The 24,928-nt window shown below is 64.2% G+C and carries 26 protein-coding genes; 14 read left to right on the forward strand and 12 right to left on the reverse strand.

Features of this window, described 5'->3' with window-relative positions; genetic code table 11:
- Positions 1-130 precede the first annotated feature (130 nt).
- Both ABID26_RS34870 and ABID26_RS34875 read right to left on the reverse strand, forming a co-directional pair.
- Positions 131-535 (reverse strand): GFA family protein, encoded by a 405-nt coding sequence (locus tag ABID26_RS34870; protein WP_126096896.1) that lies wholly within the window; start codon positions 533-535, stop codon positions 131-133.
- Between the two features lie 29 nt (positions 536-564).
- The gene (locus ABID26_RS34875; protein WP_126096897.1) at positions 565-1,524 is read right to left on the reverse strand and encodes a cation diffusion facilitator family transporter; all 960 of its coding nucleotides are present in this window, start codon (positions 1,522-1,524) and stop codon (positions 565-567) included.
- A 106-nt stretch (positions 1,525-1,630) separates the two neighbouring features.
- On the opposite strand from ABID26_RS34875, the gene ABID26_RS34880 reads away from it, so the two are divergent.
- Complete coding sequence (locus tag ABID26_RS34880; RefSeq protein WP_189521600.1) at positions 1,631-1,906, forward strand: hypothetical protein; 276 nt, start codon at positions 1,631-1,633, stop codon at positions 1,904-1,906.
- 194 nt (positions 1,907-2,100) lie between these two features.
- Positions 2,101-2,415 (forward strand): quaternary ammonium compound efflux SMR transporter SugE, encoded by a 315-nt coding sequence (gene sugE, locus ABID26_RS34885; protein WP_126096898.1) that lies wholly within the window; start codon positions 2,101-2,103, stop codon positions 2,413-2,415.
- Between the two features lie 143 nt (positions 2,416-2,558).
- On the opposite strand, the gene ABID26_RS34890 is transcribed toward sugE, so the two are convergent.
- Positions 2,559-2,987, reverse strand: coding sequence for a DUF6481 family protein (locus tag ABID26_RS34890; protein WP_126096899.1), 429 nt, complete (start codon positions 2,985-2,987; stop codon positions 2,559-2,561).
- A gap of 227 nt (positions 2,988-3,214) precedes the next feature.
- Here ABID26_RS34890 and ABID26_RS34895 point away from each other — a divergent pair, with 227 nt between their 5' ends.
- The 5 genes from ABID26_RS34895 to ABID26_RS34915 all read left to right on the forward strand — a co-directional run bounded on the left by ABID26_RS34895 (position 3,215) and on the right by ABID26_RS34915 (position 8,428).
- Positions 3,215-4,273, forward strand: coding sequence for an LLM class flavin-dependent oxidoreductase (locus ABID26_RS34895; RefSeq protein ID WP_126096900.1), 1,059 nt, complete (start codon positions 3,215-3,217; stop codon positions 4,271-4,273).
- An 86-nt stretch (positions 4,274-4,359) separates the two neighbouring features.
- Entirely contained in the window at positions 4,360-5,526 is a 1,167-nt protein-coding gene (locus ABID26_RS34900) for an AI-2E family transporter (RefSeq protein WP_126096901.1), read from the forward strand.
- Between the two features lie 88 nt (positions 5,527-5,614).
- Positions 5,615-6,442 (forward strand): arylamine N-acetyltransferase family protein, encoded by an 828-nt coding sequence (locus tag ABID26_RS34905; RefSeq protein ID WP_126096902.1) that lies wholly within the window; start codon positions 5,615-5,617, stop codon positions 6,440-6,442.
- A gap of 3 nt (positions 6,443-6,445) precedes the next feature.
- Complete coding sequence (locus tag ABID26_RS34910; protein ID WP_126096903.1) at positions 6,446-7,444, forward strand: LLM class flavin-dependent oxidoreductase; 999 nt, start codon at positions 6,446-6,448, stop codon at positions 7,442-7,444.
- A gap of 189 nt (positions 7,445-7,633) precedes the next feature.
- On the forward strand, positions 7,634-8,428 hold the full coding sequence (locus tag ABID26_RS34915; RefSeq protein ID WP_126096904.1) for an inositol monophosphatase family protein: 795 nt from the start codon (positions 7,634-7,636) through the stop codon (positions 8,426-8,428).
- Between the two features lie 52 nt (positions 8,429-8,480).
- On the opposite strand, the gene ABID26_RS34920 is transcribed toward ABID26_RS34915, so the two are convergent.
- Entirely contained in the window at positions 8,481-9,101 is a 621-nt protein-coding gene (locus ABID26_RS34920) for a L,D-transpeptidase (protein ID WP_126096905.1), read from the reverse strand.
- A 670-nt stretch (positions 9,102-9,771) separates the two neighbouring features.
- Between ABID26_RS34920 and dnaK the strand changes: the two genes are divergently transcribed.
- From dnaK to ABID26_RS34950, 6 genes are all read left to right on the forward strand, one after another.
- Positions 9,772-11,688: a molecular chaperone DnaK gene (dnaK, locus tag ABID26_RS34925; protein WP_126096906.1), complete on the forward strand. Its 1,917-nt coding sequence runs from the start codon at positions 9,772-9,774 to the stop codon at positions 11,686-11,688.
- Positions 11,689-11,888: 200 nt separating this feature from the next.
- Positions 11,889-13,019 (forward strand): molecular chaperone DnaJ, encoded by a 1,131-nt coding sequence (gene dnaJ / locus ABID26_RS34930; RefSeq protein WP_126096907.1) that lies wholly within the window; start codon positions 11,889-11,891, stop codon positions 13,017-13,019.
- A 113-nt stretch (positions 13,020-13,132) separates the two neighbouring features.
- The gene (gene pmtA, locus ABID26_RS34935; RefSeq protein WP_126096908.1) at positions 13,133-13,735 is read left to right on the forward strand and encodes a phospholipid N-methyltransferase PmtA; all 603 of its coding nucleotides are present in this window, start codon (positions 13,133-13,135) and stop codon (positions 13,733-13,735) included.
- Between the two features lie 109 nt (positions 13,736-13,844).
- Positions 13,845-14,441, forward strand: coding sequence for an NADPH-dependent FMN reductase (locus tag ABID26_RS34940; protein WP_126096909.1), 597 nt, complete (start codon positions 13,845-13,847; stop codon positions 14,439-14,441).
- A gap of 32 nt (positions 14,442-14,473) precedes the next feature.
- A complete protein-coding gene (gene pyrF / locus ABID26_RS34945; RefSeq protein ID WP_126096910.1) occupies positions 14,474-15,172 on the forward strand; it encodes an orotidine-5'-phosphate decarboxylase in 699 nt (232 codons plus the stop codon).
- Positions 15,173-15,193: 21 nt separating this feature from the next.
- Complete coding sequence (locus ABID26_RS34950) at positions 15,194-15,481, forward strand: DUF1330 domain-containing protein (protein ID WP_126096911.1); 288 nt, start codon at positions 15,194-15,196, stop codon at positions 15,479-15,481.
- 290 nt (positions 15,482-15,771) lie between these two features.
- Here the strand turns inward: ABID26_RS34950 and ABID26_RS34955 are convergent, their stop codons facing one another.
- The 8 genes from ABID26_RS34955 to ABID26_RS34990 form a co-directional block, all read right to left on the reverse strand.
- Entirely contained in the window at positions 15,772-16,830 is a 1,059-nt protein-coding gene (locus tag ABID26_RS34955; protein WP_126096912.1) for a D-alanine--D-alanine ligase family protein, read from the reverse strand.
- Positions 16,831-16,924: 94 nt separating this feature from the next.
- Complete coding sequence (locus ABID26_RS34960) at positions 16,925-17,797, reverse strand: SMP-30/gluconolactonase/LRE family protein (protein WP_435528639.1); 873 nt, start codon at positions 17,795-17,797, stop codon at positions 16,925-16,927.
- Positions 17,797-18,435, reverse strand: coding sequence for a 2-dehydro-3-deoxy-6-phosphogalactonate aldolase (locus ABID26_RS34965; protein ID WP_126096914.1), 639 nt, complete (start codon positions 18,433-18,435; stop codon positions 17,797-17,799). The genes ABID26_RS34960 and ABID26_RS34965 overlap by 1 nt, the downstream gene beginning before the upstream one ends.
- Positions 18,432-19,367, reverse strand: coding sequence for a 2-dehydro-3-deoxygalactonokinase (locus tag ABID26_RS34970; RefSeq protein WP_245460163.1), 936 nt, complete (start codon positions 19,365-19,367; stop codon positions 18,432-18,434). Before ABID26_RS34970 ends, ABID26_RS34965 begins: the two co-directional genes overlap by 4 nt.
- Positions 19,364-20,131, reverse strand: a complete 768-nt coding sequence (locus tag ABID26_RS34975) for an SDR family NAD(P)-dependent oxidoreductase (protein ID WP_126096916.1) — start codon at positions 20,129-20,131, stop codon at positions 19,364-19,366. The genes ABID26_RS34970 and ABID26_RS34975 overlap by 4 nt, the downstream gene beginning before the upstream one ends.
- Before the next feature lie 300 nt (positions 20,132-20,431).
- Positions 20,432-21,781 carry a putative bifunctional diguanylate cyclase/phosphodiesterase gene (locus ABID26_RS34980; protein WP_126102472.1) on the reverse strand — a complete coding sequence of 450 codons (1,350 nt, stop codon included), beginning with the start codon at positions 21,779-21,781 and terminating at the stop codon, positions 20,432-20,434.
- A 210-nt stretch (positions 21,782-21,991) separates the two neighbouring features.
- Positions 21,992-22,390 (reverse strand): GtrA family protein, encoded by a 399-nt coding sequence (locus ABID26_RS34985; protein WP_126096917.1) that lies wholly within the window; start codon positions 22,388-22,390, stop codon positions 21,992-21,994.
- On the reverse strand, positions 22,387-23,625 hold the full coding sequence (locus ABID26_RS34990; protein ID WP_126096918.1) for a glycosyltransferase family 2 protein: 1,239 nt from the start codon (positions 23,623-23,625) through the stop codon (positions 22,387-22,389). Before ABID26_RS34990 ends, ABID26_RS34985 begins: the two co-directional genes overlap by 4 nt.
- A gap of 215 nt (positions 23,626-23,840) precedes the next feature.
- Between ABID26_RS34990 and gshB the strand changes: the two genes are divergently transcribed.
- Positions 23,841-24,782, forward strand: a complete 942-nt coding sequence (gshB, locus tag ABID26_RS34995) for a glutathione synthase (RefSeq protein ID WP_126096919.1) — start codon at positions 23,841-23,843, stop codon at positions 24,780-24,782.
- The last annotated feature ends 146 nt before the right edge of the window (positions 24,783-24,928 follow it).

Raw genomic sequence — 24,928 nt, forward strand, 5'->3', positions numbered from 1 at the left:
CCTATGGTGGCCATCGCCGCCGTCATGCGAAAGATCGTCGTCACCCTAAATGCCAGGCTCCGGGACGCCATGATTCCTCAGAGTTGATGACGAAGGTGGAGAAGGCTTTCAGCCAATCGCCAAGGTCGATCTACTGCTCCTCGACGATCCTGGTGTCCTCGAATTCCGGTAGCCAGTGCAGCGCCGAGCGGTGCCAGTACTGTGTCCTCGGCACCAGCTGATCGCGCTGGCGCGCCGTGCCCGTCCTGACGCCATAGACCTTCGGCCCGTCGCCGACCGACGTGGCGTAGAGATGCGAGCCGCACTCGCCGCAAAAGCCCTGCGCGCGCTTGGCGCCGCTCGACCCGGTCTTGATGTAGACCTTGGGCTCGCCCTTGGTGATGCGGTAATCTTCCTCCGGCACCCGCACGGTGACGCGAAAAGCCGTGCCGGTGAGTTTCTGGCAATCCGTGCAGTGGCAGATCGAGGTCTTTTCGGGATCGACCTCCGCCTCATAGGTGATGGCGCCGCAATGGCACCCGCCGTCGATCTTCATCAGCTTCCTCCGTAAGAGTTCATCCAAGTCTAATCCTCGCTTGAGGCCTCGGCGATGGCCTTTCGCCGCAGCTCCCACGTGCCAGCGGCCTGCGGTTTGACGAACAGCCTAGTAACCTCCGGCATCTCCTGCTTCAGCCGCGCCTCCAGGCGCTCGATGCAGGCCTCGATCTCCGGCGCGGTGAGATGGTCCTCGAACTCGATGCTGAGGCCGGCCACGATTTCCTCCGGACCGATGTGAACGCTCAATATGCCGTTCGCCCGCTGCACTGCGGGATCCTGCTCGGCGATCGCCAGCACCCTGCGCTCTACTTCGACAGAAGCGGGCTCGCCCATAAGCAGGCCCTTGCTCTCCCGCGCCAGGAAGATCGCGGTCGCGCCGAGGATGATCGCGATGCCGATCGAGCCCACGCCGTCGAGCTCGGGAATTTCCAACAGCTCGGATGCGAGGATGCCCGCGAAGGCGACGATCAGGCCAAGCAGTGCCGCGCTGTCCTCGAAAAGTACCGTGTAGACGCTCGGATCCTTGCTGAGCCGCACTGCCTCGAACCAGCCCTCCCGGCCTTTCTGTCCCCGGAACTCCTTCAGCGCCACCAGCCAGGAGCTGCCTTCGAACAGGAAAGACAGGCCAAGCACGATGTAATTGACCCTGGCGTTGACGACCGGCACGGGCGCCATGATGTGGATGACGCCCTCGTAGAAGGAAACGCCGGCGCCAAGCGCGAAGACCAGAAGGGCGACGATAAAACTCCAGAAATAAAGCTCGCGCCCGTGGCCGAGCGGATGCGTGCGGTCGGGCGGGCGCGCGGCACGGCGCATGCCGTGAAGCAGAAGCGCGCCGTTGCCGGTATCGACCAGCGAATGCACGCCTTCCGACAGCATGGCGGAGGAACCGGTGAAGGCTGCGGCGGCGAACTTGGTCAGCGCGATCGCGAGATTGCCGGCGAGCGCAGCATAGATCACCCTTTTCGAGCCGCTATGCCCTGCCATCCGCTTCCAGATCCTCTTCAGAGCGCCGAGCTTAACGACCCGCCGGCCGAAGCTCTACAGACAATGCGCCAGCCGTTGCGAGGTTCACGGGTACTGAGGAAATCGGTTGCCGCCGCTCGAAACCTGTTCGATTCCCGCCGAATCAGGGAAAACGGTTGACATCGGGAAAGCCGGCTTTCGAAGCGGCAAGCGGCCTCTTGCGGTCGGGGCGTTTCTCTTGTTTCACTTGGGCTGCCCACAATCGGAGGAGCGAATCATGGCTAAAGGTGCGATGAAGGCGGGCAAGGAACCCCGCAAGCCGAAGAAGGACGCGAAGAAACCAGCCGCGGCCCCGGCTCCGAAGGCGCCGCCGGTCAAGGCGATGCGCATCAAGGAGAAGTAAGCCGCCAGCGCGGCCGATCCGTCGTGATGCGCGTTCGAACCGGCAGCATTCGAATGCTGCCGGTGTTTTGTTGATCGGGGCGCAAGACTACCTATATCGACGCGGCGAGGACGACCTCGCTTCCCCTGAAAATCGGCCGGGACGACCCGCCACTTCCAGCATCGGGTGCGATGCTGGACCGATGGAGCGTTGCGATGTCCTGGATTTTTCTTTTCTTCGCCGGCCTGTTCGAGATCGGCTGGGCGATCGGCCTCAAATACACTGACGGTTTCTCGAAGCCGCTGCCGACCCTTCTCACCATTGCCTCGATGATCGTCAGCCTCGGCTTGCTCGGCCTGGCATTGAAGGAATTGCCGGTCGGCACCGCCTATGCGGTATGGACCGGCATCGGCACCGTCGGCACCGCCTTGCTCGGCATCTGGCTGCTCGGCGAGCCGGCGACAGCGGTCCGGCTCTCCTGCATCGGCCTGATCGTCTCAGGCATCGTCGGGCTGAAGCTCGTCGCCTGACAAACCCAGGCCAGGTAGATCGTTTTCGCGCATTTCCGGGCGAAAAACCGCTACACACTTTTCCTGGAATTGCTCCAGTGGTCAGGACAAACGCCTTCGGGGCCGCCGCCGGCGACCCTGAAGCATCTTCGAACGAACCTATGTCAGCGGGCGGAGAAACCCGGCGGCGTACGGCCAACGCGCGCCTTGCGGGCGGCGTAGCGCGCATCGCGCTTGGCCTTGCGTTCGGCCTCGTCGGCGAGAAGACGGGCGATGCGCTCGGTTTCCTCGGCTTCGCGGATCTTGGCCTCGGCCGCCGCCGCCTCTTCGGCTGCAATACGTGCAGCCTCGGCCACTGCCTCGCGTTCAGCCTTCTCGGCCGCTTCGCGCGCCAGCTTTTCCTGCTTCAGCCTGGCCTTCTCGGCCTCGCGGACCGCGCGAGCCTCGAGGATCGCCTTGCGTTCCGCCTGACGCGCCAGCACCGCTGGATCGTCCGCCGCCGGCTTTGCCTTGAAGCGCTCCAGGAGCGCCTTCTTTGCCTCGTTCGCGGCGTTGCGCCGCTCGAATATGTCTTTTTCCCTGTAGATAGCCAAATCCACTTCCCTGCAGTCAATTCGCGACGCTTACATACGCGCGAAAGCGATGAGTTCAAGCGCCAAAACGGTATGCCAGCCATGAAAATCTGCGCTGTTGCCGCCGGGATACGTCGCCGGTGCGCGATGCACTGTTCACAAATCGCGCCCCTGGCGGCTGGCCAGGCCGGTCGCTACCTCTAACGCCAACAAACAACGCCCAAACTGCGCATCAGGATGCAATCGACATGGAACTCGGCCTCTACACTTTCGCGGATGTCAGCCCGGAACCCGGCCCCGGCGCCATCGGCCCGCACGAACGGCTGCGCAACCTGATCGAGGAGGTCGAGCTGGCCGACCAGGTCGGTCTCGACGTGTTCGGCCTCGGCGAACATCATCGTCCCGACTATGCGGCCTCGGCGCCGGTGGTCACTCTTGCCGCGGCTGCCGAACGGACGAAGCGCATCAAGCTCACCAGCGCGGTCACCGTGCTTTCCTCCGACGATCCGGTGCGGGTCTTCCAGCAGTTCGCGACGCTCGACCTTCTGTCCAACGGCCGCGCCGAGATCATGGCCGGGCGCGGCTCCTTCATCGAATCCTTCCCGCTGTTCGGCTACAACCTTGAGGACTATGACGAGCTCTTCGCCGAGAAGCTCGACCTCCTGCTTGCCATTCGCGACCAGGTAAAGGTGACGTGGCAAGGACGCTTGCGCGCGCCGATCAATGGCCGCGGCGTCTATCCGCGGCCATTCCAGGAAAAGCTGCCGATCTGGATCGCCATTGGCGGCACGCCGCAGTCCGCCGCCCGCGCCGGCGTGCTCGGCCTGCCGCTTGCGCTTGCCATCATCGGCGGCGAGCCGGCCCGCTTCGCGCCGCTGTTCGATATCTACCGCGAGGCGGCAACGCGCGCCGGCAACGATGCCGCCACGCTTGCCACCAGCCTCAACGTGCACGGCTTCATCGCCGAGACCACCGAGGCGGCGGCCGACGACTTCTACGAGCCCCAGGCCGAGGTGATGAACCGCATCGGCCGCGAGCGCGGCTGGGGCCCGACCTCGCGGGCGCATTTCGACCATGCGCGAGGTCCCGGCGGTGCCTTGTTCGTCGGCAATCCCGAACAGGTGGCGGAAAAGATCGTCGCCCAGCACAAGATCTTCGGCAACGACCGCTTCCTGCTGCAGATGGCGATCGGCACCATGCCGCATGCCAAGATCATGAAGGCGATCGAGCTTTACGGCACCAGGGTGGCGCCGATCGTGCGCAAGGAAACAGCGACGGCCGCGCCCATACCGGCGCCAGTGGCCTGAGAGCGGCAAGGTTTTTTCATTCACCGCCGGCTAACGGAACCTTGGCGCGGCGCACACGTTTCCCTCGACGATTGCGAGGGGAGCCGATGAAAGCCGAAACGACCGCGTCGGGCGCGAGTATTGCCGAAAGCCCCGATCCGCGTGTCGGCGTGCGCGACGAATTGCGGCTGATGCGATCGATGCTCATCGGCATTTTCATTCTGATGACGGCTGCCGCCCTCTATTTTGCGCGTGCCTTCTTCATGCCGGTGATCCTGGCCTTCCTGCTGGCGCTGACGCTGACGCCGATCGTGCGCTTCCTGCGCAAGCGCGGCATACCGGAGGTGTTCTCCGCGACGCTGCTGGTGCTGCTCTCCATATTCATCTTCGTCAGCGCCGGTTATCTGCTGAGCGGGCCGGTTATCAACCTTGTCAACAACAGCTACTCGATCGGCCAGCAGCTCACAGAAAGACTGGCGCCATTCAAGCGTCCGCTCGAGATGATGGCGGATGTTTCGCGCCAACTCGGGTCGCTGACCGAGACTGCGCAGGAACCGGGCGTGCAAAGAGTCTCGGTGGCGCCGTCCGGTATTCTGTCCGCCGCGGCCAGCAACATCCTGGGGGCAGGCACCTCGATCACCATCGTCTTCGTGCTGTCGCTGTTCCTGCTCGCCTCAGGCACCTTGTTCTACGAGAAGATTGTCCAGTCCTTCACCAGCCTCAGCCAGAAGAAGCGGGCGCTGCGCGTCGTCTATGACGTCGAGCGCGAGATCTCGCATTACCTGCTCACCGTCACGCTCATCAATGCCGGCCTCGGCACGGTGATCGGGCTGGGCCTGTGGGGGCTCGGCATGCCGAACCCGCTGGTCTGGGGCGCGGCGGCGGCGCTCCTCAATTTCCTGCCCTATGTCGGCGCGCTGATAACCATCCTGCTGGTCACGGTCATCGCGCTGATCAGTTTCGATTCGATCTCCTACGCGCTGCTGGCACCCGCCTTCGTGCTGTTGTGCGACATCGTCGAGGGCCAGTTCGTGACACCGGTCATGGTCGGCCGAAGGCTGGAGATCAATGCGGTGGCGATCTTCATCGCCATCGCCTTCTGGTCATGGCTATGGGGTTTCGTCGGCGCGCTGATGGCAGTGCCGCTGCTGGTGGTCATCAAGGTGTTCTGCGACCATTTCGACGGCCTCAGCCATGTCGGCAATTTCCTGGCGGCGCAACAGACCATCCTCGCCGAAGACGAACCGGCCGAGAACAACCACACGGCCGCCTGACGCCCTGGCCCAATCCTCAACTCGGCCCTTGTTTGCCGCATCGGCGACGAGTGCCTATATCGGACCGGTCAAGCCGGACCTGCCCCTCATGACCGACGCTTCCTTCGATATCGATGCCTATTTCGCGCGCATTGGCTATCGCGGCCCTATGGATGCTTCGCTGGCAACGCTGAAGGCGCTGCACAGGCAACATCCGCAGGCGATCCCGTTCGAGAACATCGATGCCTTGATGGGCGTTTCGGTCGGGCTCGATCCGGCGTCGCTGCAGGACAAGATTTTAAAACGCGGCCGCGGCGGCTATTGCTTCGAGCATAATCTGATCTTCATGCATGCGCTTGGGGAGCTGGGTTTCAGTGTCAGCGGGCTCGCCGCCCGCGTGCTGTGGGGCCAGCCGGACGACGCCATCACGCCGCGCAGCCACATGCTGCTGCGTGTCGAGCTCGATGGAAAAACCTTTATCGCCGATGTCGGCTTCGGCGGCCTGACGCTGACGGCGCCGCTGCTGCTGGAGCCTAATCTCGAGCAGCAGACACCGCACGAGGCGTTCCGTATCGACGAGACCGGCGATCATTTTCGCCTGCAGGCCAATATCGGCGGTGATTGGCGGACGCTCTACCGCTTCGACATGCAGCAGGCCTACGCGGTCGATTATTCTGTGAGCAGCCATTTCCTGTCGACACATCCGAGCTCGCATTTTCTTTCCACATTGGTTGCCGCGCGCGCCTTGCCGGACCGGCGCTACGCCCTGCGCAACAATCGCTTGTCGACCTATCACCTTGGCGGCCGTAGCGAGCAGCGGGAGATCGCGTCGGCGACCGGACTCGCGGACGTGCTGGAAGGCCAGCTCGCCATCGTCATTCCCGACCGCGCCGCCTTCGAGGCGAGGTTGCGGCAGAAGAACATCGTGGAGACCTGATCAATGACGGCCCTTTCGGTTCTCGACCTGTCGCCGATCACCCAAGGCAGCACTGCCTCGCAGTCGCTGGCCAACTCGCTCGATCTTGCCCGCCATGCCGAGCGGCTGGACTACAAGCGCTATTGGCTCGCCGAGCACCACAACATGCCGGGTATCGCCAGCGCCGCGACTTCCGTTGTCATCGCCCATGTCGCGGGCGGCACGAAGACCATCCGGGTCGGCGCCGGCGGCATCATGCTGCCCAACCACGCGCCGCTGGTGATTGCCGAGCAGTTCGGCACGCTCAACGCGCTTTTTCCGGGCCGCATCGACCTCGGCCTCGGCCGCGCGCCAGGCACCGACATGATGACGGCGCGGGCGCTCCGCCGCAATCTGGAGGCCAGCGACAACTTCCCTCAGGATGTCGTCGAGCTGATGGGCTATTTCCAGCCGGCCGAGGAAGGACAGCGCATCCGCGCGGTGCCGGGCGAAGGCCAGGAGGTGCCGGTCTGGATCCTGGGCTCCAGCCTCTACGGCGCGCAGCTGGCCGCAATGCTCGGCCTTCCCTATGCTTTCGCCTCGCATTTCGCGCCGGCCGAGCTCGACCACGCGCTGGAGGTCTACCGCACGCGCTTCCAGCCTTCGGCCCAGCTCGACAAGCCCTATGTGATGCTCGGCCTCAATGTCTTCGCAGCCCCCACGGACGCCGAGGCGAAGCTTTTATTCACCTCGCTGCAGCAGGCTTTCGTCAATCTGCGCAGCGGCCGGCCCGGGCAATTGCCGCCGCCGGCCGAGAACTATGACCGCGATCTCGATCCGGTTGCCAAGACCATGCTTGCCCAGGCGCTGTCCTGCGCCGTCGTCGGTTCGCCCGAGACGGTCCGCCAGGGCATCGACGCATTCGTGCGGCGCACCGGCGCCGACGAATTGATGGTCACCGCCCAGATGTTCGACCACCCGGCGCGGGTGCGCTCCTTCGAGATTCTGGCTGAGGTGCACGGATCGATGTCGCAAGCCGCCTGATCACGGAGCGCCTTTTGCCTGAGATGCTCATCTGCTAGAGCATGATGCCGAAAAGTGTGAAGCGGTTTTCGGGCGACATCATGCTCTATCTCTTTGATTTAGAGCCGGATTCAGATTTCAGGTCGGATCGACCTGAAATCTGAATCCGGCTCTAGGGACAGGGTTCTCTTCTCAAGCGCGAGCTTTCCCGTGACCGATGATCTCGACCAGCGCATGCATTTCGCCATCGACCTTGCGCGGCGCGCGGGAGAGCTTGGGCTGAAATATTTTCGCGATCTCGAAAACCTGACCATCGAGAGCAAAGGCCATCAGGATCTTGTCTCCGATGCCGATCGCGAGGTGGAGCTTTTCGTCCGTGCGGCGATAACGGCAGCCTATCCGGACGACGGCATTGTCGGCGAGGAGCATGCGCCGGCGACCGGCAAGACCAGCTATGTCTGGGTGATCGACCCGATCGACGGCACCGCCAATTTCGTGCGCGGCATTCCCGCCTGGTGCGTGGTGATCGCCTGCGCCAGGGACGGCGAAACGATAGTCGGGGTCGTCCACGAGGCTTCGACCGGCGAGACTTTCCATGGCCGCCTTGGCGGCGGCGCCTTCGTCAACGGACGGCCGATCGGGGCGAGCGGCGCCAAAGCACTTTCCGAAGGCTCGGTCGGAACCGGGCTTTCGAACCGGGCCGCCACGGAACATGTCGCGGTGCTGATCAGCATGATCATGGCCGAAGGCGGTGTCTTCTTCCGCAATGCGTCCGGCGCGCTGATGCTTGCCTATGCCGCGGCCGGACGGCTGCTCGGCTATGTCGAGGAGCACATGAACGCCTGGGACTGCCTGGCAGGCATGCTTCTGGTCGAAGAGGCGGGCGGGACGGTGCTGAAACCCGACCCCAAAACAGTTCTCAGCGAGGGAACGCAGGTCATCGCCGGCGGAAAGCAGGTCTTTCCGAAGCTGCGGGCGCTTTGCTCGGAAGCGTTCCGAAACTGATCCTTCGGCACGATGGCATCGGCGCGGCCGCGCAAGGACGGCAATGCGGCGTCTATATCACGATCACTTTGGTGCCGATTTCGGCGCGGTCGTAGAGATCGATGATGTCCTGGTTCATGAGGCGAATACAGCCAGCCGATACGGCCTTGCCGATGGACCACCATTCGGGGCTGCCGTGCAGGCGATATCCGGTGTCGCCCTTCTCGTTGAAGAGATAGAGCGCCCGCGCCCCGAGCGGATTCATGAGTCCGGCGTCCATATGGGCGGGTATGATATGGCCTCGATTGCGCTCGCGCACGATCATCTGCGACGGCGCGGTCCAATCCGGCCATTCGCGCTTCCTCGCGACGTGAGCGGTGCCATGCCACTCGAAGCCCGCCTTGCCGACGCCGATGCCGTAGCGCAGCGCCTGACCGTCTCCCAGCACGTAATAGAGGAATTTCGCTCCGGTATCGACAATGATGGTGCCGGGCGCCTCGTCGGTCGCGTAAGCCACCGTCTGCCGACGGAACTTTTGATCGACCTTGTAGATCGGAACCGGCGGAATGCGGAAGCCGGCGTCGGTGAGGCCGCCATAAGCCAGGGGAGACGTCTGCAATGCGCCGCCGGCGTTGCAGCCGGAGAATGCGATCATCCCGGCAAGTAGCCCGATCAGGATCGATTTCGCGCGCATGGTCCAAGCCGGCGCTCATGCCGGCGATCTGCCGCATCTTGTCTTATTCGTAATCCCGGATGCTTCGATTGCCAAGGTTTCCATCTTCTTCGGCTGACACCGGCCGCTTCGCTCGGTCGATGCCAAGCTTAGCGATACGGTTTGCGCGATCGCTAGAGCATGATGCCGAAAAGTGTGAAGCGGTTTTCGGGCGACATCATGCTCTATCTCTTTGATTAGAGCCGGATTCAGATTTCAGGTCGGTTCGACCTGAAATCATCCGGCTCTAGGGCCGCCGGCCCGTGCGTACTTCCGAACGACCACCGACAGGCGCCAAGTGCATGGCGGCAAAGAAGTTTTTCCGCGCATTCGCGACCCAAAGTCACGCCTGCGGCGCCAAAGCCTGCCCTTGCCCGATATGCGACGGCACGCTTAGGCTCGGAAAAAATCCCGTCTGGACAATGAGATAGAAGAAATTCGCACTGATCCTCGTCTAAGGCGAGCCGGTCCGTTCCGGGACGGCAGCCGCCTTGCGCAGAATGCTTGCGCGCCGTGCCGCCTGTTCTTATATACGCGCCAACCGTCCGGCCTTGAAAATCCGGGACCGTGACGGAATTTCTTGTGAACAGGGGCTTTCGTCGGAACGCCTTATCAGGGTCCTGAGAGCCTGCTTAGCGGAGAGACCAGAACAATGGCAAAAGTAATCGGTATCGACCTCGGAACCACAAACTCCTGCATCGCCATCATGGACGGCAAGGAGCCCAAGGTTATCGAGAATGCGGAAGGCGCGCGTACGACCCCTTCCATCGTCGCCATCAACAGCGACGGCGAACGCCTCGTCGGCCAGCCGGCCAAGCGCCAGGCGGTCACCAATCCTGAAAACACCATCTTCGCGGTCAAGCGCCTGATCGGCCGCCGCTATGACGATCCGGTGACGGAGAAGGACAAGAAGCTTGTCCCCTACAAGATCGTCAAGGGCGACAATGGCGATGCCTGGGTCGAGGCCGGCGGCAAGAAGCTGTCGCCCAGCCAGATCTCGGCCATGATCCTGCAGAAGATGAAGGAAACGGCGGAAGCCTATCTCGGCGAGAAGGTCGAGAAGGCGGTCATCACCGTTCCGGCCTATTTCAACGACGCCCAGCGCCAGGCGACCAAGGACGCCGGCAAGATCGCCGGCCTCGAAGTGCTGCGCATCATCAACGAGCCGACGGCCGCGGCACTTGCCTACGGCCTCGAGAAGAAGGACGGCAAGACCATCGCCGTCTATGACCTTGGCGGCGGCACGTTCGACATTTCGGTGCTCGAGATCGGCGACGGCGTTTTCGAGGTGAAGTCGACCAACGGCGATACCTTCCTCGGCGGCGAGGACTTCGACATGCGCCTGGTCGAGTACCTGGCGGCCGAGTTCAAGAAGGAGCAGGGCATCGACCTCAAGGCCGACAAGCTCGCTCTGCAGCGCCTGAAGGAAGCGGCCGAGAAGGCCAAGATCGAGCTGTCGTCGACGACTCAGACCGAGATCAACCTGCCCTTCATCACCGCCGACGCCACCGGGCCGAAGCACCTGACGATGAAGCTCACCCGGGCGAAGTTCGAAAGCCTGGTCGAAGATCTCGTGCAGCGTACCATCGACCCCTGCAAGGCGGCGCTCAAGGACGCCGGCCTGAAGGCGGGCGAGATCGACGAAGTGGTCCTGGTCGGCGGCATGACCCGCATGCCCAAGATCCAGGAGATCGTGAAGCAGTTCTTCGGCAAGGACCCGCACAAGGGCGTCAACCCGGACGAGGTCGTGGCGCTCGGCGCCGCCATCCAGGCCGGCGTGCTGCAGGGCGACGTCAAGGACGTGCTCTTGCTCGACGTGACGCCGCTTTCGCTCGGCATCGAGACGCTGGGCGGCGTGTTCACCAGGCTGATCGAGCGCAACACCACGATCCCGACCAAGAAGAGCCAGGTATTCTCGACCGCCGAGGACTCGCAGTCAGCGGTGACGATCCGCGTCTTCCAGGGCGAGCGCGAGATGGCGGCCGACAACAAGATGCTTGGCCAGTTCGACCTGGTCGGCATCCCGCCGGCTCCGCGCGGCGTGCCGCAGATCGAGGTCACCTTCGACATCGACGCCAACGGCATCGTCAACGTCTCGGCCAAGGACAAGGGCACCGGCAAGGAGCACCAGATCCGCATCCAGGCGTCCGGCGGCCTGTCCGACGCCGACATCGAGAAGATGGTGAAGGACGCCGAGGCCAATGCCGACGCCGACAAGAAGCGCCGCGCCCTGGTCGAGGCCCGCAACCAGGCCGAATCGCTGGTGCACTCGTCCGAGAAGTCGCTGAAGGACTATGGCGACAAGGTCTCGGAGGCCGACCGCACCGCGATCGCCGACGCGATTGCGGCGCTGAAGACCGCCGCCGAGGGCGATGACGCGGCCGACATCGAGGCCAAGTCGCAGTCGCTCGCCGAAGCTTCGATGAAGCTTGGCCAGGCCATGTACGAGGCCTCGCAGAAGGAAGCCGCCGAAGCCGACGCCAAGGCGGACGCCGCCAAGGATTCGGACGTGGTCGACGCCGACTTCGAGGAAATCGACGAGGACGACGACAAGAAGAAGTCGGCCTGAGCCGGCTGACGGCAAATAAAGCGAAAAGCCCGGCGCAAAGCCGGGCTTTTTTGCACCCCCGAGCGAAAAAATGACGGAAAAACACGGAGCAGACCCGGCTCGCTACTAGTATCCGGGCAACATCGCTCCTAAATCGAACAACGTGCCGGCGACGACGCAACAATGCTTGAAGACATTGAGCATCCGGACTGCGGGAAAAAATGAAAGCTGATTTCTACGAAACGCTGGGCGTGCACAAAGGCGCCGACGACAAGGAACTCAAGAGCGCTTTCCGCAAGCTCGCCATGCAGTTCCATCCCGACCGCAACCCCGGCGACCATGCCTGCGAGCACAAATTCAAGGAAATCAACGAAGCCTACGAGACGCTGAAGGATCCTCAGAAGCGCGCCGCCTATGACCGCTTCGGCCACGCCGCCTTCGAGCAGGGCGGCATGAACGGCGCCGCGCACGGTTTCGGCGCCGGCGGCTTCGCCGACATTTTCGAAGACATTTTCGGCGACATGATGGGCGGTCGCCAGCGCCGCTCGTCGGGCGGCCGCGAGCGCGGGGCGGACCTGCGCTACAACATGGAGATCTCGCTCGAGGAGGCATTCGCCGGCAAGACGGCGCAGATTCGCGTGCCGGCCTCCATTGCCTGCTCGGAATGCTCCGGCAGCGGCGCCAAGCCCGGCACGCAGCCGGTGACCTGCGCCATGTGCCACGGCCACGGCAAGGTGCGCGCCACGCAAGGCTTCTTCTCGATCGAGCGCACTTGCCCGCAATGCCAGGGCCGCGGCCAGACGATCAAGGATCCCTGCCCGAAATGCGCCGGCCAGGGCCGCGTCACCGAGGAGCGTTCGCTGTCGGTCAACATTCCGGCCGGCATCGAGGACGGCACCCGCATCCGGCTTGCCAACGAGGGCGAGGCCGGCCTGCGCGGCGGCCCTTCGGGCGACCTCTACATCTTCCTCGCGGTCAAGCCGCACGAATTCTTCCAGCGCGACGGCGCCGACCTCTACTGCAAGGTGCCGATCTCGATGACGACCGCCGCCCTTGGCGGCTCGTTCGAGGTCACCACGCTCGACGGCACGCAGACCAAGGTGAAGGTGCCGGAAGGCACCCAGAACGGCCGCCAGTTCCGGCTGAAGGGCAAGGGCATGCCGGTGTTGCGGCAGCCCAATGTCGGCGACCTCTACATCCAGACGGCGGTCGAGACGCCGCAGAACCTGTCGCGCCGCCAGCGCGAATTGCTGGAAGAGTTCGAGCAGCTCTCCTCGAAGGACAATTCGCCCCAATCGAGCGGCTTCTTCGCCCGCATGAAGGACTTTTTCGAGTCGTTCGGCGAAAGCTGATCCTTATCCGGCAACATTCCGGAGCGTCATCAACACCTTATGCCAGGTTGACGCCTTGCCTTGTTCCACCTAGCTGATAAGTAGCGGTTCGGGGAGCGTTGAGGAGAGCTCGCATGGCACGTGGTCCCGGGTTGCGCAAAGCGCTGGCGGAAAAATTCGACGACGAGCTGAAGTTCTTCAAAGGCTGGATCGACAAGCCGAAAGCGGTCGGTTCGATCGTTCCCACCAGCTCCATCACCGCCCGCAAGATGGCCTCGATCGTCAACCCGAAATCGGGACTGCCGGTGCTCGAGGTCGGACCCGGCACCGGCGTCATCACCCGCGCCATCCTGGCCCAGGGCGTGAAGCCGGAGAACCTCTACGCGATCGAATACTCGACCGACTTCGTGCGCCATCTGCGCCGGCTCTATCCACGCGTCAACGTGATCGAGGGCGACGCCTTCAATCTCAACGCCACGCTCGGCGACAGGCGCGACCTGGTGTTCGATTCGGTCGTCTCCGGCGTGCCGCTGCTCAACTTCCCGGTCGCCCAGCGCATCGCCTATATCGAAAGCCTGCTCGACCGCATCCCGGCCGGCCGGCCGATCGTGCAGCTGACCTATGGCCCGCTGTCGCCGATCCCGCCCGGCCGCGGCAACTACACGGTCAAGCATTTCGATTTCATCATCCGCAACATCCCGCCGACGCAGCTGTGGATCTACCGGCGCGAAAAATAAGGGAGTAGGGGAGTAAGGCAGTAGGGGAAGAGGGATGAACGGTATCATTTCCGCGCCATCCCTACTGCTCTACTGCCTTATTCCCCTACTTCCTTAGCGAAGCAAGCCAATGGCAGTGATCCCAAGAATCCTCGTCTTCGCCGGCTCGGTGCGGAGCGGCGCCTTCAGCGGCAAGACGGCCGATGCGGCGCAGAAGGAGCTTGCCCTGCAAGGTGCCGAAGTAACCCGCATCTCGCTCGGCGACTATCCGCTGCCGATCGTGGACGAGGACTTGCAGAAGGAAAAGGGCATTCCCGAAAACGCCATGAAGCTTGGCTGGCTGATCGCTACCCATGACGGCGTGCTGATAGCGACCCCCGAATACAACGGCTCGCTGCCGCCGCTGCTGAAGAATGCGATCGACTGGGTGAGCCTGGCGCGCCATGACGGCGCCCGCAGCTTCAGGCCGCTTGCCGGCAAGGTCGCCGGCCTCTGCTCATCTTCCAAAGGCCACTTCGCCGGGATACGCTGCATCAATCATCTGCGCGCCGTGCTGGTGCGATGCCAGATGGAGGTGGTGACACCGGAGTGCTCGGTGCCGGAGGGCAGCAACGCCTTTGACGAGGATGGGAATTTCAGGGACGAAAGATTACGCCAATCGATGGAGCGTCTATGCCGTACACTGATCGAAACCTCGCGCATGCTGTCCGTGCGGATCGAAGCCTGATGCGCCCCGGCAGCTCGATTGAGGCCGACACCATGAGCGCCAAGTCCATGCAAGAGAGGCTGATCGTCGGCCTCGACGTGCCGACGCTGAAGGACGCCGAGAAGGCGGTGCGCGAGCTCGAGGGCGCCGTCTCCTTCTACAAGATCGGCTACCAGCTCGCCTTCGCCGGCGGGCTGGATTTCGCGCGCGAGCTCGCCAGCGGCGGCACCAACGTCTTCCTCGACATGAAGCTGCTCGACATCGACAACACGGTGGCCAAGGGCGTCGAGAACATCGTCAGGATGGGGGTGTCGATGCTCACCATCCATTCCTATCCGAAGGCGATGCGGGCCGCCGTGGACGCCGCCAAAGGCAGCGAGCTTTGCCTGCTGGCGGTCAGCGTGCTGACCTCGATGGACGAGCAGGACATGATCGACGCCGGCTATGAGTATGATCCGCACACGCTGGTGCTGAGGCGCTCCGAACAGGCGCTGCATGCCGGCATGGGCGGCATCGTCTGCTCGGCCGAGGAGGCTGAGGCAGTGCGCCGGATCGTCGGACCCGACATGGCCGTTGTGACCCCCGGCATCCGCCCGGCAGGCAGCGAGCATGGCGACCAGAAGCGTGTGGTGACGCCGGCGCAAGCGATCCGCAACGGCTCCAGCCATCTCGTCGTCGGCCGGCCGATCGTCGCCGCGCCGGACCGGCGGGCGGCGGCCGAAGCGATACTCGCCGAAATGCAATCGGCCTGAGTTTCAACCGGAGGAAAAAGCATGCCAAAGGGGTACTGGATCGCTCGCGTCGATGTGCGCGACCCGGAAGGCTACAAGGACTATGTCGCCGCCGCCAAGCTCGCCTTCGATCGTTTCGGCGTGAAATTCCTGGCGCGCGGCGGCGAGCATGAAAAGGCCGAAGGCCCCGGCCGCGCGCGCAATGTGATCATCGAATTCGAATCGTTTGCAGCGGCGCATGAGTGCTACCACTCGCCGGAATATCAGCGCGCCGTCGCCATCCGCCAGAAAGTAGCCGACGGCGAGATCGTGCTGGTCGAGGGCGTTTAGGGACTCGGGCGCGGGGGGTTGGCGGATCGGCTGTTGCCGTGTTGGCACGTTGGAGATTAGCCGAAACGCCCATCTTGTCGTCATCCACGGGCGGAGCAAGGAGCGTAGCGACGCAGCGCAGACCCGAGGATCCATGCCGTGACTTCAACGCGCCGCAACGGTCCAGAATTCTGCTCCGCTGCATTTCACGGCAGCGGTAACGGCATGGATTCCAGGGTCTGCGCGCGTCGCTTCGCTCCTTGCTCCGCCCTGGAATGACGAAGTTGTCAGGTCTCAGCCAATCATGAAGGTCACGACGTCAGCCTATTCGCCGCCGTCTCGGCCATCGCGTCGGCCAGGCTCATGCCCCATTGCCTGCGGCAGTAATCGCGAAAATCGAAGCAAGGCAGGCCGGGGCAGACTTCGAATTCGATGAGGTGGATCGTGTCGTCGGCCTCGACCCTGAGATCGACGGAGAAGACGTCCTTCAGGCCAAGCCCGGTGATCAGCTTTTGCGCCACAGTGCGGATCGCCCGATCGGCCGCCGGCTGGCTGGCGGCGACCGGCTCGAGCTCGGGTTCGGCGTAGTTTCCGACATCCTTGGCGGCCTGGCCGGTATCGCCATAAAGCGCCATCGAGTCGGCCATGGTCTGGAAATCGCCGCCGGACTCGACAAAGACGATGCCAAGCGCCTCGACGCCGGTCCCGGGCTTCAACCCGAGGAAACTTGCCCGCACATTGCGGCCGGCGACATAGGGCTGGATAACGACATCGTCGCGATAGCCGGCAAAGACACGCCGGCTAAGCTCCAGCGCGTGATCGAGATCATGGCAGCGGGAATCCGGCCAGATGCCGATCTTGGCGCCGAGCCGGTTGGGCTTGACGAACCAGCCGGCGGGCGAGGCCGGCGGCTCGACCAGCCATTTGCCGTTGCGTGCCAGTCCGGCCGGCGGCACCGGCAGGCCGAGCGCGCCGAGCACGGCGCCGGAGCGGAACTTGTCCTGGCAGAGCGCGAACAGCGAGTCGTCGGCGCCGATCGTCGGCAACCCGTTCAGCCGCGCCATGGCGGGCGCCGCGCCGCCGCGGAAATAGGCGATGCCGTCGGTCAGCGTCCAGACCAGGGTGCCGGCCGGATCGGCCTTTGCCAACACAGTCGCGGCGTTGTCCAGCTCGACGGCCATGAAAGCGAGGCCACGCTTGTCGCAAGCGGCGGCGAGCTGGTCGAACTCAGGCGCGAGATCGGTCGACTGCGCCAGATAGGACGAGATTTCGATGGCGCGCTCAGTCGGGTAGCCATCGGCGACGAGCCGGTCGAAGCAGGCCTTCTCCGGCTCATGGACAAGGATCAGCGTCGGCCTGTTGCGCGGCATGGGAACTCCCAGCGAAATCAGGCGCTACCATCGCATGGCCATTGCAATCGGCTTGCGGGAAACCGACCGTGCCAGGCGATAATCCGCAAGCCGCTCAGGCGATCAGCACGCGCGGGTCCAAGCGCCCCTTGACGGACAAGTCGAGCAGGAAGGTCATGCCAGCTTGAGGGTCCAGCGCGCGCTGCTTCTCGTCCTTGCCCTTCCAGGCCGACGTCACCGCGATGCGGTCGGCTTTCCGGCCGACAAAGGCGGGGCAGGACGGCTGCGTCACCGGCATCGCGATTTCGCGCAGCAGCGTGCCGTCCGGCGAATAGGCCTTCACCGCCTTGCCGCCCCAGACCGCGTTCCACAGCACGCCGTCGCGGTCGACGACCGAGCCGTCGACATAGCCCTTGGACGAGCGGTGGTCGACGAACACTTTTGGTTCGCCAACGGGCAGACCGGTCGCCGGATCGCAGGCAACGCGCATCAAAAGCCCGGTCGCGGTGTCGGTGTAATAGGCGATCGCCCCGTCCTCGGAAAAGCAGATCGAGTTGGAGACGGTGATGTCGGCAAACAGCCGGCGAAGCTCGCCCTTGAAGAACCAGTAGATCGCGCCGGCGCCCTTCCCTTCGTCCTTGCCCATCGTTCCGGTCCAGAAGGCGCCGCAGGGATGGACACGGGAATCGTTGGAGCGGGTCAGAGGATTGTCGGCCTCGATCGGCGTGTGCAGCGCCAGCTTGCCGGTCGCAACATCGCGGACATAGAGGCCTTTTTCGGTGGCGATGAGCTGGCGGGCATCGTCGATGATTGCGATGGCGCTGGCCATCAGGCCGAGGTCGTGCACCTTCAGCGCGCCGGCGAGCGGCTTTTCCAGGAGCCTGCCGTTGACAATGTCGAACCAGAACAGGGCATCGGTGCCGGGGTCGTAGCTTGGGCCCTCGCCGAGCTCGCAGATATGGTCGCTGAAGATCGAAACGCTATCCATCATGCTCCTCCGAAAGCCTCATCCCAGGCGGCGACCGCGGCGCGGGCGCGCCTCGCCACGTCCTCGACGCTGGCGCCCGGCTTGTAGAGACTTGATCCCAGACCGAACACACTGACGCCGGCCGCCTTGTAGCCGGCAAAATCCTTGTCGGAAACGCCGCCGACGGCGCCGATCAATGTCGTGGCCGGCAGCACCGCGCGGATCGCCGAAATACCGGCAGCGCCGAGCACGCTCGCCGGAAAGAATTTCAGCGCCGAGGCGCCAAGCTTTATCGCCTGGAAGGCCTCGGTCGGGGTGAACACGCCGGGCATCGTCACCATGCCGTGATGCATGGCGCGACCCATGACCTCGACATCGATGTTGGGGCTGACCAGCAGCCGGCCGCCGGCCTTGTGCAATTCGTCGACATCGGCCGCTGTCAGAACCGTGCCGGCGCCGACCAGCCCGGTTTCGGGAAGCGCTTCCACAATGCTGGCGATGGAGGCGAAAGGCTGCGGTGAATTAAGCGGCACTTCGATCGCCTCGATGCCGGCGTCGAAGATCGCCTGGCCGATCGCCACCGCTTCGGTAGGCTTCAGCCCGCGCAGGATGGCGACGAGGCCGCGTTTCAGTTTGGGAAAGGTCGCTGTCTGCGTCACGCGTCACCTCCGATCATGCCGTTCTCGCGCGCGGCCTCGACAAGGCCGGCGCGCACCGCTTCATCGGCGTCGACGATGCGAAAGGCAAGGCCGGCGAAGCCGAGAGCGGCAGCATAAAGCGCGGCCAGCGCGCCGGAGGCGATCAGCACCACCGGCGCTTCGCTTGCGCCATAGCGGCGCCTGGCCGAAGCGATCTCGCCGCCGATCAAGAGCCCGGACAGGCAGGCCGCGGCATCTTCCGATTTCAGATCCTGGAGCAGCCCGGCGGCGCGGATCGCGAACAGTTTCGAGGTGACGTCGCCGCCCTCGCTAAGCGCCCGCTCGCACCACTGGCGGAAGAACGCGCTGTCCGCGGCGACCGAAGCCGGATGCTCGCCCAGCGAATGTTTCAGGATCGAATGCGCGGCGAGCACCGAAAACAACTCGCCGGTCGGCCAGGTGCCGAAGCCGGCGACCGCGCCGTCCTCGACCGCGACCCATTTCGAATGCGTGCCCGGCATGCAGACGAGATGACGGCCCTTTGCCGGCAAACCGGCGCCGGCGAGTTGCGTTTCCTCGCCGCGCATGACATCCGGCGCGTCGGCCAGGCGCTGGGCGAGGCCCGGAACGATGCGGATGTCGCGGCTCGAGCCCTCGATGCGGGCGGCGCCGGCAAGGATGGCGCCGATCGGCGCCGGCACGGAGACATAGGGCGCCTCGATCCAGCCTTGTCGGGAACCTGCCATGCCGCAGATGATGACCGGTAGCGTCTCGGGCGCGCCCATGGACGCGAGGTGGCCTTCCAGCACCTTGGCAAAACCTTTTTCGCGCGCGGTGATCAGCCCGTCGTCGCCGCGCCGCTCGGCAAGCACCTGGCCGGCGCCGTCGAGCAACCAGGCCCTCAGCCTGGTCGTGCCCCAGTCGATGGCGGCGACCGCGGGCGCGCCGCTCACAGCACGCCTCCGTCGACGATCAGCATCTGCGCCGTCAGCATGCGCGAGGCGTCCGAGGCCAGGAACAGCACGGTGCCGACGATGTCGTCCGGCTGCATGACTTGTCTGATGCATTGCTTGGCGACATGGGCGGCAAGCGTCTCGTCGGTGACCCAAAGCTCCCGCTGCCGCTCGGTGATCACCCAGCCGGGCGCGACCGCGTTGACGCGGATGCCGTCGGCGCCGAGCTTGCCGGCAAGGCCCTTGGTGAGACCGAGTATGCCGGCCTTGGCGGCGGTGTAGGCCGGCATGTCCGGATGGTTGATGAGATAGGAGGTCGAGGTGAAGTTGATGATCGAGCCGCCGCCGGCGCGCTTCATGCCCGGCGCCACCGCCTGGGCGGTGAAGAAATGCGGCCGCAGGTTGATGGCAAGGTTGTTGTCCCAGAACTCGACCGTGACGTCCTTGACCTCGTGGCGGTCGTCGAGGGCAGCGTTGTTGACGAGCGCCGTGACGTCGCCATGCGCCTTTGCCGCCTTGGCCACCGCGACGCGCAGCGCCTCGACGTCGCGCAAATCGGTCTTGAGGTAGAGCGGGCGCCGGCCAAGCTCTTTTTCGAGGCGGTCGGCGAGCGCCGTGCTGGGCTTATCGGCGATGTCGATGAAGGCGACCCTGGCGCCTTGCCGCATGAAGCCTTCAGTCAGCGCCGCGCCGATGCCGGAGCCGCCGCCGGTGATCAGCACCGAGGCGCCGTCCAGGTCGGCGAAACGCGCCGATGGCATCATGATTTCTCTCTCCCTTTGGCCGGCGCGCATCCTAGCCACGCCGGCCCCGGTAGCAAGGGCGAAAAGGCGTTTTTCGGGCTTATGTCCGACAAATGAGGTCCCCTTGAGGGCAGGACAATCGCGTATGGCAGCGCCCGTCCCCTCATCCGGCCGCTTTGCGGCCACGTTCTCCCCGTTGGGGAGAAGAGACTGGCGCTGACGCCGGCAATCTCCTCTCCCCTCGGGGAGAGGTCAGCCGAGCGAAGCGGAGGCTGGGTGAGGGGCCGGCGCTGCCATATGCGGGTACGCGCCGCGAATTAGTCAGATCGCCTTGGCGTACAGCGCGCCGCGATAGGAATCGCGCAGATAGCCGAGCGTGGCGTCGGCATCGACCGGCTTGCCGAACAAATAGCCCTGCCCGCCGGCGCAGCCGAACTGGACGAGACGGTCGGCCTGCGCCTCTTCCTCGATGCCTTCGGCCACCACATCCATGCCGAGCCCTTCGCACATGGCGAGGATGGCGCGGATGATGTGCTCCGACGGCCGGTCGTCGAGAATGGAAGAGACGAAGGCGCGGTCGATCTTCAGCTTGTCGAAATGAAATTCGCGCAGGCGCCCGAGCGAGGACTGGCCGGTGCCGAAATCGTCGAGCGAGACGCGGATGCCGACACGGCGCAGATCTTCGACGATCTTCTCGGCCGAAGCCGGATCGGTCATCAGGCCGGTTTCGGTGATCTCGATCTCCAGTCGGCGCGGATCGAAGCCGGTGCGCTCGAGGATCGCCAGGATATGCAGTCCGGTGTTCTGGTCGACCAGCTGCGACGGCGACAGGTTGAAGGACAGGAACAGGTCCTTCGGCCAGCTGCGGGCCGCCTCGGTGGCCTTGCGCAGCACAAGCTGCGACAGCGGGCCGATGATGCCGCGCTCCTCGGCGATGGGAATGAAGACGCTCGGCGGCACCATGCCGAGATCGCGGTCGGTCCAGCGGGCAAGCGTCTCGAAGCCGATGGTGCGGCGAGTGTTGAGATCGACGATGGGCTGGAAATGCGGCTCGACCTCGCCGGCCGAGACGGCGCGGCGCAGCGCCTGCTCGATGCGGGTGACGCGCTTGGCCGCCTCCTCCATCTCGCGGGTGTAGACGACGACGCGGCCGCGGCCCGAACGCTTGGCATGGTAAAGCGCGGTCTCGGCCTTGTTGATCAGTATCTCGGTGGTCTCGTCGCCGGAATAAAACAGCGAGCAGCCGACAGAGGCCGACAATCTCGCGGTGCGCTCGCCGACGTCATAGGGCGCCGACAGGATCTCGATCAGCATGCGCGACTTCTCGGCCGCCTGCTCCTCGCTGAACACCATCGGATAAAGGAAGGCGAACTCGTCGGCGCCGATGCGGCAGACGGTGGAATGGCCGTCCATCGAGGCGCGCAGGCGCATCGCCACCTGGATCAGGATGTCGTCGCCGGCCTTGTGGCCGAACAGGTCGTTGATCGGCTTGAAGCCGTCGAGGTCGAGGATGCCGACGGTGAAGGGCGCGGGATCGTCGGCGCGGTCGCCGATCAGGCGATCGACCTTGTCGAAGAAGCGACGATGGTTGCCAAGTCCGGTCAGCGGATCGGTGAAGGCCAGATCCGTGCTTTCCCTGCCTGGCTGGCCGGTGCCAAACGTCGTTTGCATCATGTCCCTGTCGTGATGGCGGTATTTATCTTCAGACTGGCAGCAAAGCGTTTAGGAAAGGTATCGGAAAATCGATTTTTCGATCGCCGTTGCAACGCTTAGCCGGCTTGCCTGACGCGATAGAGATGGAGAGGCTGCCGTTGCCCTCGGCGACCGGGAGCGAGGCCAGCGCCCGCCCGGTTCAGCAAAGCTTCAAGCCGCCGGCCGAAATCAATCGCGTGCCGGAAACACCCATAGCGACGAGAGGACGTAGCTTGCCGCGCTTGCGGCAACCGTCGTCAGTGCCGACATGGAGAGCGGCGGCATGGCGAAACGCGTCGCCGCCACATGCGACACAAGGCCCGAAAAGACGGCGCATCCGACCTGGAGCGCGAGATAGCGCGGCATCGCCGTCGCATGGTCGTGCTTGCCGCCGAAGGTCCAGCCGTGCTGCGCCGAATAGGCGACGACGAAGCTGATCGCATAGGCGACGACACTGCCGGTGAAAGGCGAAAGGCCCATCGAGACCAGCAGCCACGACAACACGAATAGCAGCAATGCAGCGCCGAAGCCGACGGTGAGGAAGCGGAAAAGGCGCGTCTGGAGAAAGGGAGCCAATGCGCCGTTCATGCGTCCTGGCGCACCCTGACGCCATCGGCAGGACCAGCCGATGCGGCTTGCAGCCGCTTCACCGGTATTTCCAGGACGCCGAGCAGAAAGGCGGAAAAGAACGCCTGCAGCGAGATGACGATCAGGCTCAGCCCTAGCACGACAACGCGCGGAATCTCGGGATCCTCCAGGGGACCGAATCCGAGGCTCGCCCAGCGCCATACGGCGTAGCCGAAGAACAGGGCGCCGCCGGCAAAGCAGATACCGGCATTGCCGGCGAGACGGTCGGTGCTGAGGGTCCTGGTCAGCCAATCCGATCGCCGGTTGCGTGGCAGGATGCCGGTTATCTCGGCGTAATAGCGCGATATCGCGCCGAAGGTGATGAGCTGGATGCCCACCACCACCATGAAGCAGGCGGCGACGAATGTGTTGATGTCGAGCGACAGGTTATCGACCACCTGCAGCGGGCCTAGCATCAACAGCGTTACCAGCAGCGCGCCAAAGCCGAGCAACGCCGTGCCGGGGATGAAGAACATCCAGCGGGGATTGTGCACCAGCAGGAACTTCAGATGGCGCCAGCCGTCGCGCCAGGTGCGCAGATGCGGCGGACGGCTGCGGCCGTCGGGCTTGAGCGTGGTCGGAACTTCCTCGATGCGCAGGCCGGCAAGCGCGCTGCGCACCACCATCTCGCTGGCGAATTCCATGCCGCTCGTCTGCAGGTCGAGCTTCCTGATGCGGTCGGCATTGAAGCCGCGCAGGCCGCAATGGAAGTCGCCGGTCTTGATGCGGAAGAACAGGCGGCCGATGAAGCTCAGCATCGGATTGCCGAGATGGCGGTGCAGGGGCGGCATGGCGCCGGGCTCGATGCCGCCCTTGAACCGGTTGCCCATCACCAGGTCGGCGCCGCCACGCAGGCGCGAGACGAAGGCTTCGAGCGCGCCGAAGTCGTAGCTGTCGTCGGCATCGCCCATGATGATGTAGCGGCCCCTGGCTGCGGCGATGCCGCCGAGAAGTGCCGCGCCATAGCCCTTGCTCGCCACCGGCACGACACGGGCGCCGTTCTCGGACGCAATCCGCTGCGATCCGTCGGAACTGCCATTGTCCGCGATCAAGACCTCGCCGGAGATGCCCGCCCTATCGAGGAAGGACCTGGCCTTGCCGATGCAAATGGCCAGCGTCTCGGCCTCGTTGAGGCACGGCATGAGGACGGTGAGCTCGAGCTCCTCGGCGGCGCGGACGGCGGTGAAAGCATTCATGCCCGTGGTTCCGTCAAAGACCCGGCCGGCACAGTCCGGCCTGGCACTCGATGCGCATTCTTGCACAGCAAGGCTTAAGAAAACGATGACGCGCAACATTGCCTTGTCTCGAAATGACCGCGGGACGGCGTTGACGCGATGCTCTTCGGAGATGGACCGATTGGCAGAAGCCTTCGAGTTCCTTATATCGGCGGCAGGGTTTGCCGGAGATGAAAATGCCGCTGAAGATCGCCGTCCAGATGGACCATGTCTCGACCGTGTCGATCGCCGGTGACACGAGCTTCGCGCTGTCACTGGAAGCGCAGCGGCGCGGCCATCAGCTCTTCCATTACACGCCGGACCGGCTGTCGATGCTGGGCAGCAAGGTGTTTGCCCGCATCGAGGAGATGAAAGTCCGCGACGAGAAGGGCAACCATTATTCGTTGGGCGATCCCGTGCGCACCGACCTGTCCGAGATGGACGTTATCCTGCTGCGACAGGATCCGCCCTTCGACATGAACTACATCACCACCACGCACATCCTGGAGCGCATCCATCCGAAGACGCTGGTGATCAACGACCCGGCCTGGGTGCGCAACAGCCCGGAAAAGATCTTCGTCACCGAATTTCCCGACCTGATGCCGGAAACGCTGATCACCAAGGATCCCCAGGAGGTGGCCGCCTTCCGCAAGCAATTCGGCGACATCATCGTCAAGCCGCTCTACGGCAACGGCGGCGCCGGCATCTTCCATCTGCACGAAGCCGACCGGAATCTGGCCTCGCTGCTCGAAATGTTCGGCCAACTGTTCCGCGAGCCCTATATCGTGCAGCGCTATCTCAAGGACGTACGCAAGGGCGACAAGCGCATCATCCTGATCGACGGCGAACCTGTTGGCGCCATCAATCGCGTGCCGGCCGAGCATGATTCGCGCTCCAACATGCATGTCGGCGGCCGCGCCGAAAAGACCGAGCTGACCGAGCGCGAGCGCGAGATCTGCGCCCGCATCGGGCCGTCGCTGAGGGAACGCGGCTTCATCCTGGTCGGCATCGACGTGATCGGCGACTGGATGACCGAGATCAACGTGACCTCGCCGACCGGTATCCGCGAAGTGCAGCGGTTTGGCGGGGCCGATATTGCTGCCCTGTTCTGGGATTGCGTGGAGGGCAAAAGGCGATAGCAGGCTTTGCGCCTGGCTCTATCTCCTTGTTAGCGCAATTCCCGGCAGAAACCAGCTTCGTGCTGGAGTTGCTCTAAGCCGGCTTGGCGTACAGCCTGGCGCTCATCACCTCGATGCAGACTTGACGACCGGCTTCACACATTCCG

It is taken from the genome of Mesorhizobium shonense, assembly GCF_040545255.1.
Lineage (GTDB): Bacteria > Pseudomonadota > Alphaproteobacteria > Rhizobiales > Rhizobiaceae > Mesorhizobium > Mesorhizobium shonense.

Excerpts from the sequence above, each read along its gene's own strand:
- pyrF (WP_126096910.1), top strand. The coding sequence starts at position 14,474 with ATGAGCGCCAAGTCCATGCAAGAGAGGCTGATCGTCGGCCTCGACGTG.
- ABID26_RS34920 (WP_126096905.1), bottom strand. The coding sequence starts at position 9,101 with ATGCGCGCGAAATCGATCCTGATCGGGCTACTTGCCGGGATGATCGCA.
- ABID26_RS34950 (WP_126096911.1), top strand. The coding sequence starts at position 15,194 with ATGCCAAAGGGGTACTGGATCGCTCGCGTCGATGTGCGCGACCCGGAA.
- ABID26_RS34905 (WP_126096902.1), top strand. The coding sequence starts at position 5,615 with ATGACCGACGCTTCCTTCGATATCGATGCCTATTTCGCGCGCATTGGC.
- ABID26_RS34990 (WP_126096918.1), bottom strand. The coding sequence starts at position 23,625 with ATGAATGCTTTCACCGCCGTCCGCGCCGCCGAGGAGCTCGAGCTCACC.
- ABID26_RS34910 (WP_126096903.1), top strand. The coding sequence starts at position 6,446 with ATGACGGCCCTTTCGGTTCTCGACCTGTCGCCGATCACCCAAGGCAGC.
- ABID26_RS34975 (WP_126096916.1), bottom strand. The coding sequence starts at position 20,131 with ATGATGCCATCGGCGCGTTTCGCCGACCTGGACGGCGCCTCGGTGCTG.
- ABID26_RS34875 (WP_126096897.1), bottom strand. The coding sequence starts at position 1,524 with ATGGCAGGGCATAGCGGCTCGAAAAGGGTGATCTATGCTGCGCTCGCC.
- dnaK (WP_126096906.1), top strand. The coding sequence starts at position 9,772 with ATGGCAAAAGTAATCGGTATCGACCTCGGAACCACAAACTCCTGCATC.
- ABID26_RS34985 (WP_126096917.1), bottom strand. The coding sequence starts at position 22,390 with ATGAACGGCGCATTGGCTCCCTTTCTCCAGACGCGCCTTTTCCGCTTC.
- pmtA (WP_126096908.1), top strand. The coding sequence starts at position 13,133 with ATGGCACGTGGTCCCGGGTTGCGCAAAGCGCTGGCGGAAAAATTCGAC.
- ABID26_RS34980 (WP_126102472.1), bottom strand. The coding sequence starts at position 21,781 with ATGCAAACGACGTTTGGCACCGGCCAGCCAGGCAGGGAAAGCACGGAT.
- dnaJ (WP_126096907.1), top strand. The coding sequence starts at position 11,889 with ATGAAAGCTGATTTCTACGAAACGCTGGGCGTGCACAAAGGCGCCGAC.
- ABID26_RS34955 (WP_126096912.1), bottom strand. The coding sequence starts at position 16,830 with ATGCCGCGCAACAGGCCGACGCTGATCCTTGTCCATGAGCCGGAGAAG.
- ABID26_RS34900 (WP_126096901.1), top strand. The coding sequence starts at position 4,360 with ATGAAAGCCGAAACGACCGCGTCGGGCGCGAGTATTGCCGAAAGCCCC.
- sugE (WP_126096898.1), top strand. The coding sequence starts at position 2,101 with ATGTCCTGGATTTTTCTTTTCTTCGCCGGCCTGTTCGAGATCGGCTGG.
- ABID26_RS34940 (WP_126096909.1), top strand. The coding sequence starts at position 13,845 with ATGGCAGTGATCCCAAGAATCCTCGTCTTCGCCGGCTCGGTGCGGAGC.
- ABID26_RS34895 (WP_126096900.1), top strand. The coding sequence starts at position 3,215 with ATGGAACTCGGCCTCTACACTTTCGCGGATGTCAGCCCGGAACCCGGC.
- ABID26_RS34870 (WP_126096896.1), bottom strand. The coding sequence starts at position 535 with ATGAAGATCGACGGCGGGTGCCATTGCGGCGCCATCACCTATGAGGCG.
- gshB (WP_126096919.1), top strand. The coding sequence starts at position 23,841 with ATGCCGCTGAAGATCGCCGTCCAGATGGACCATGTCTCGACCGTGTCG.
- ABID26_RS34960 (WP_435528639.1), bottom strand. The coding sequence starts at position 17,797 with ATGGATAGCGTTTCGATCTTCAGCGACCATATCTGCGAGCTCGGCGAG.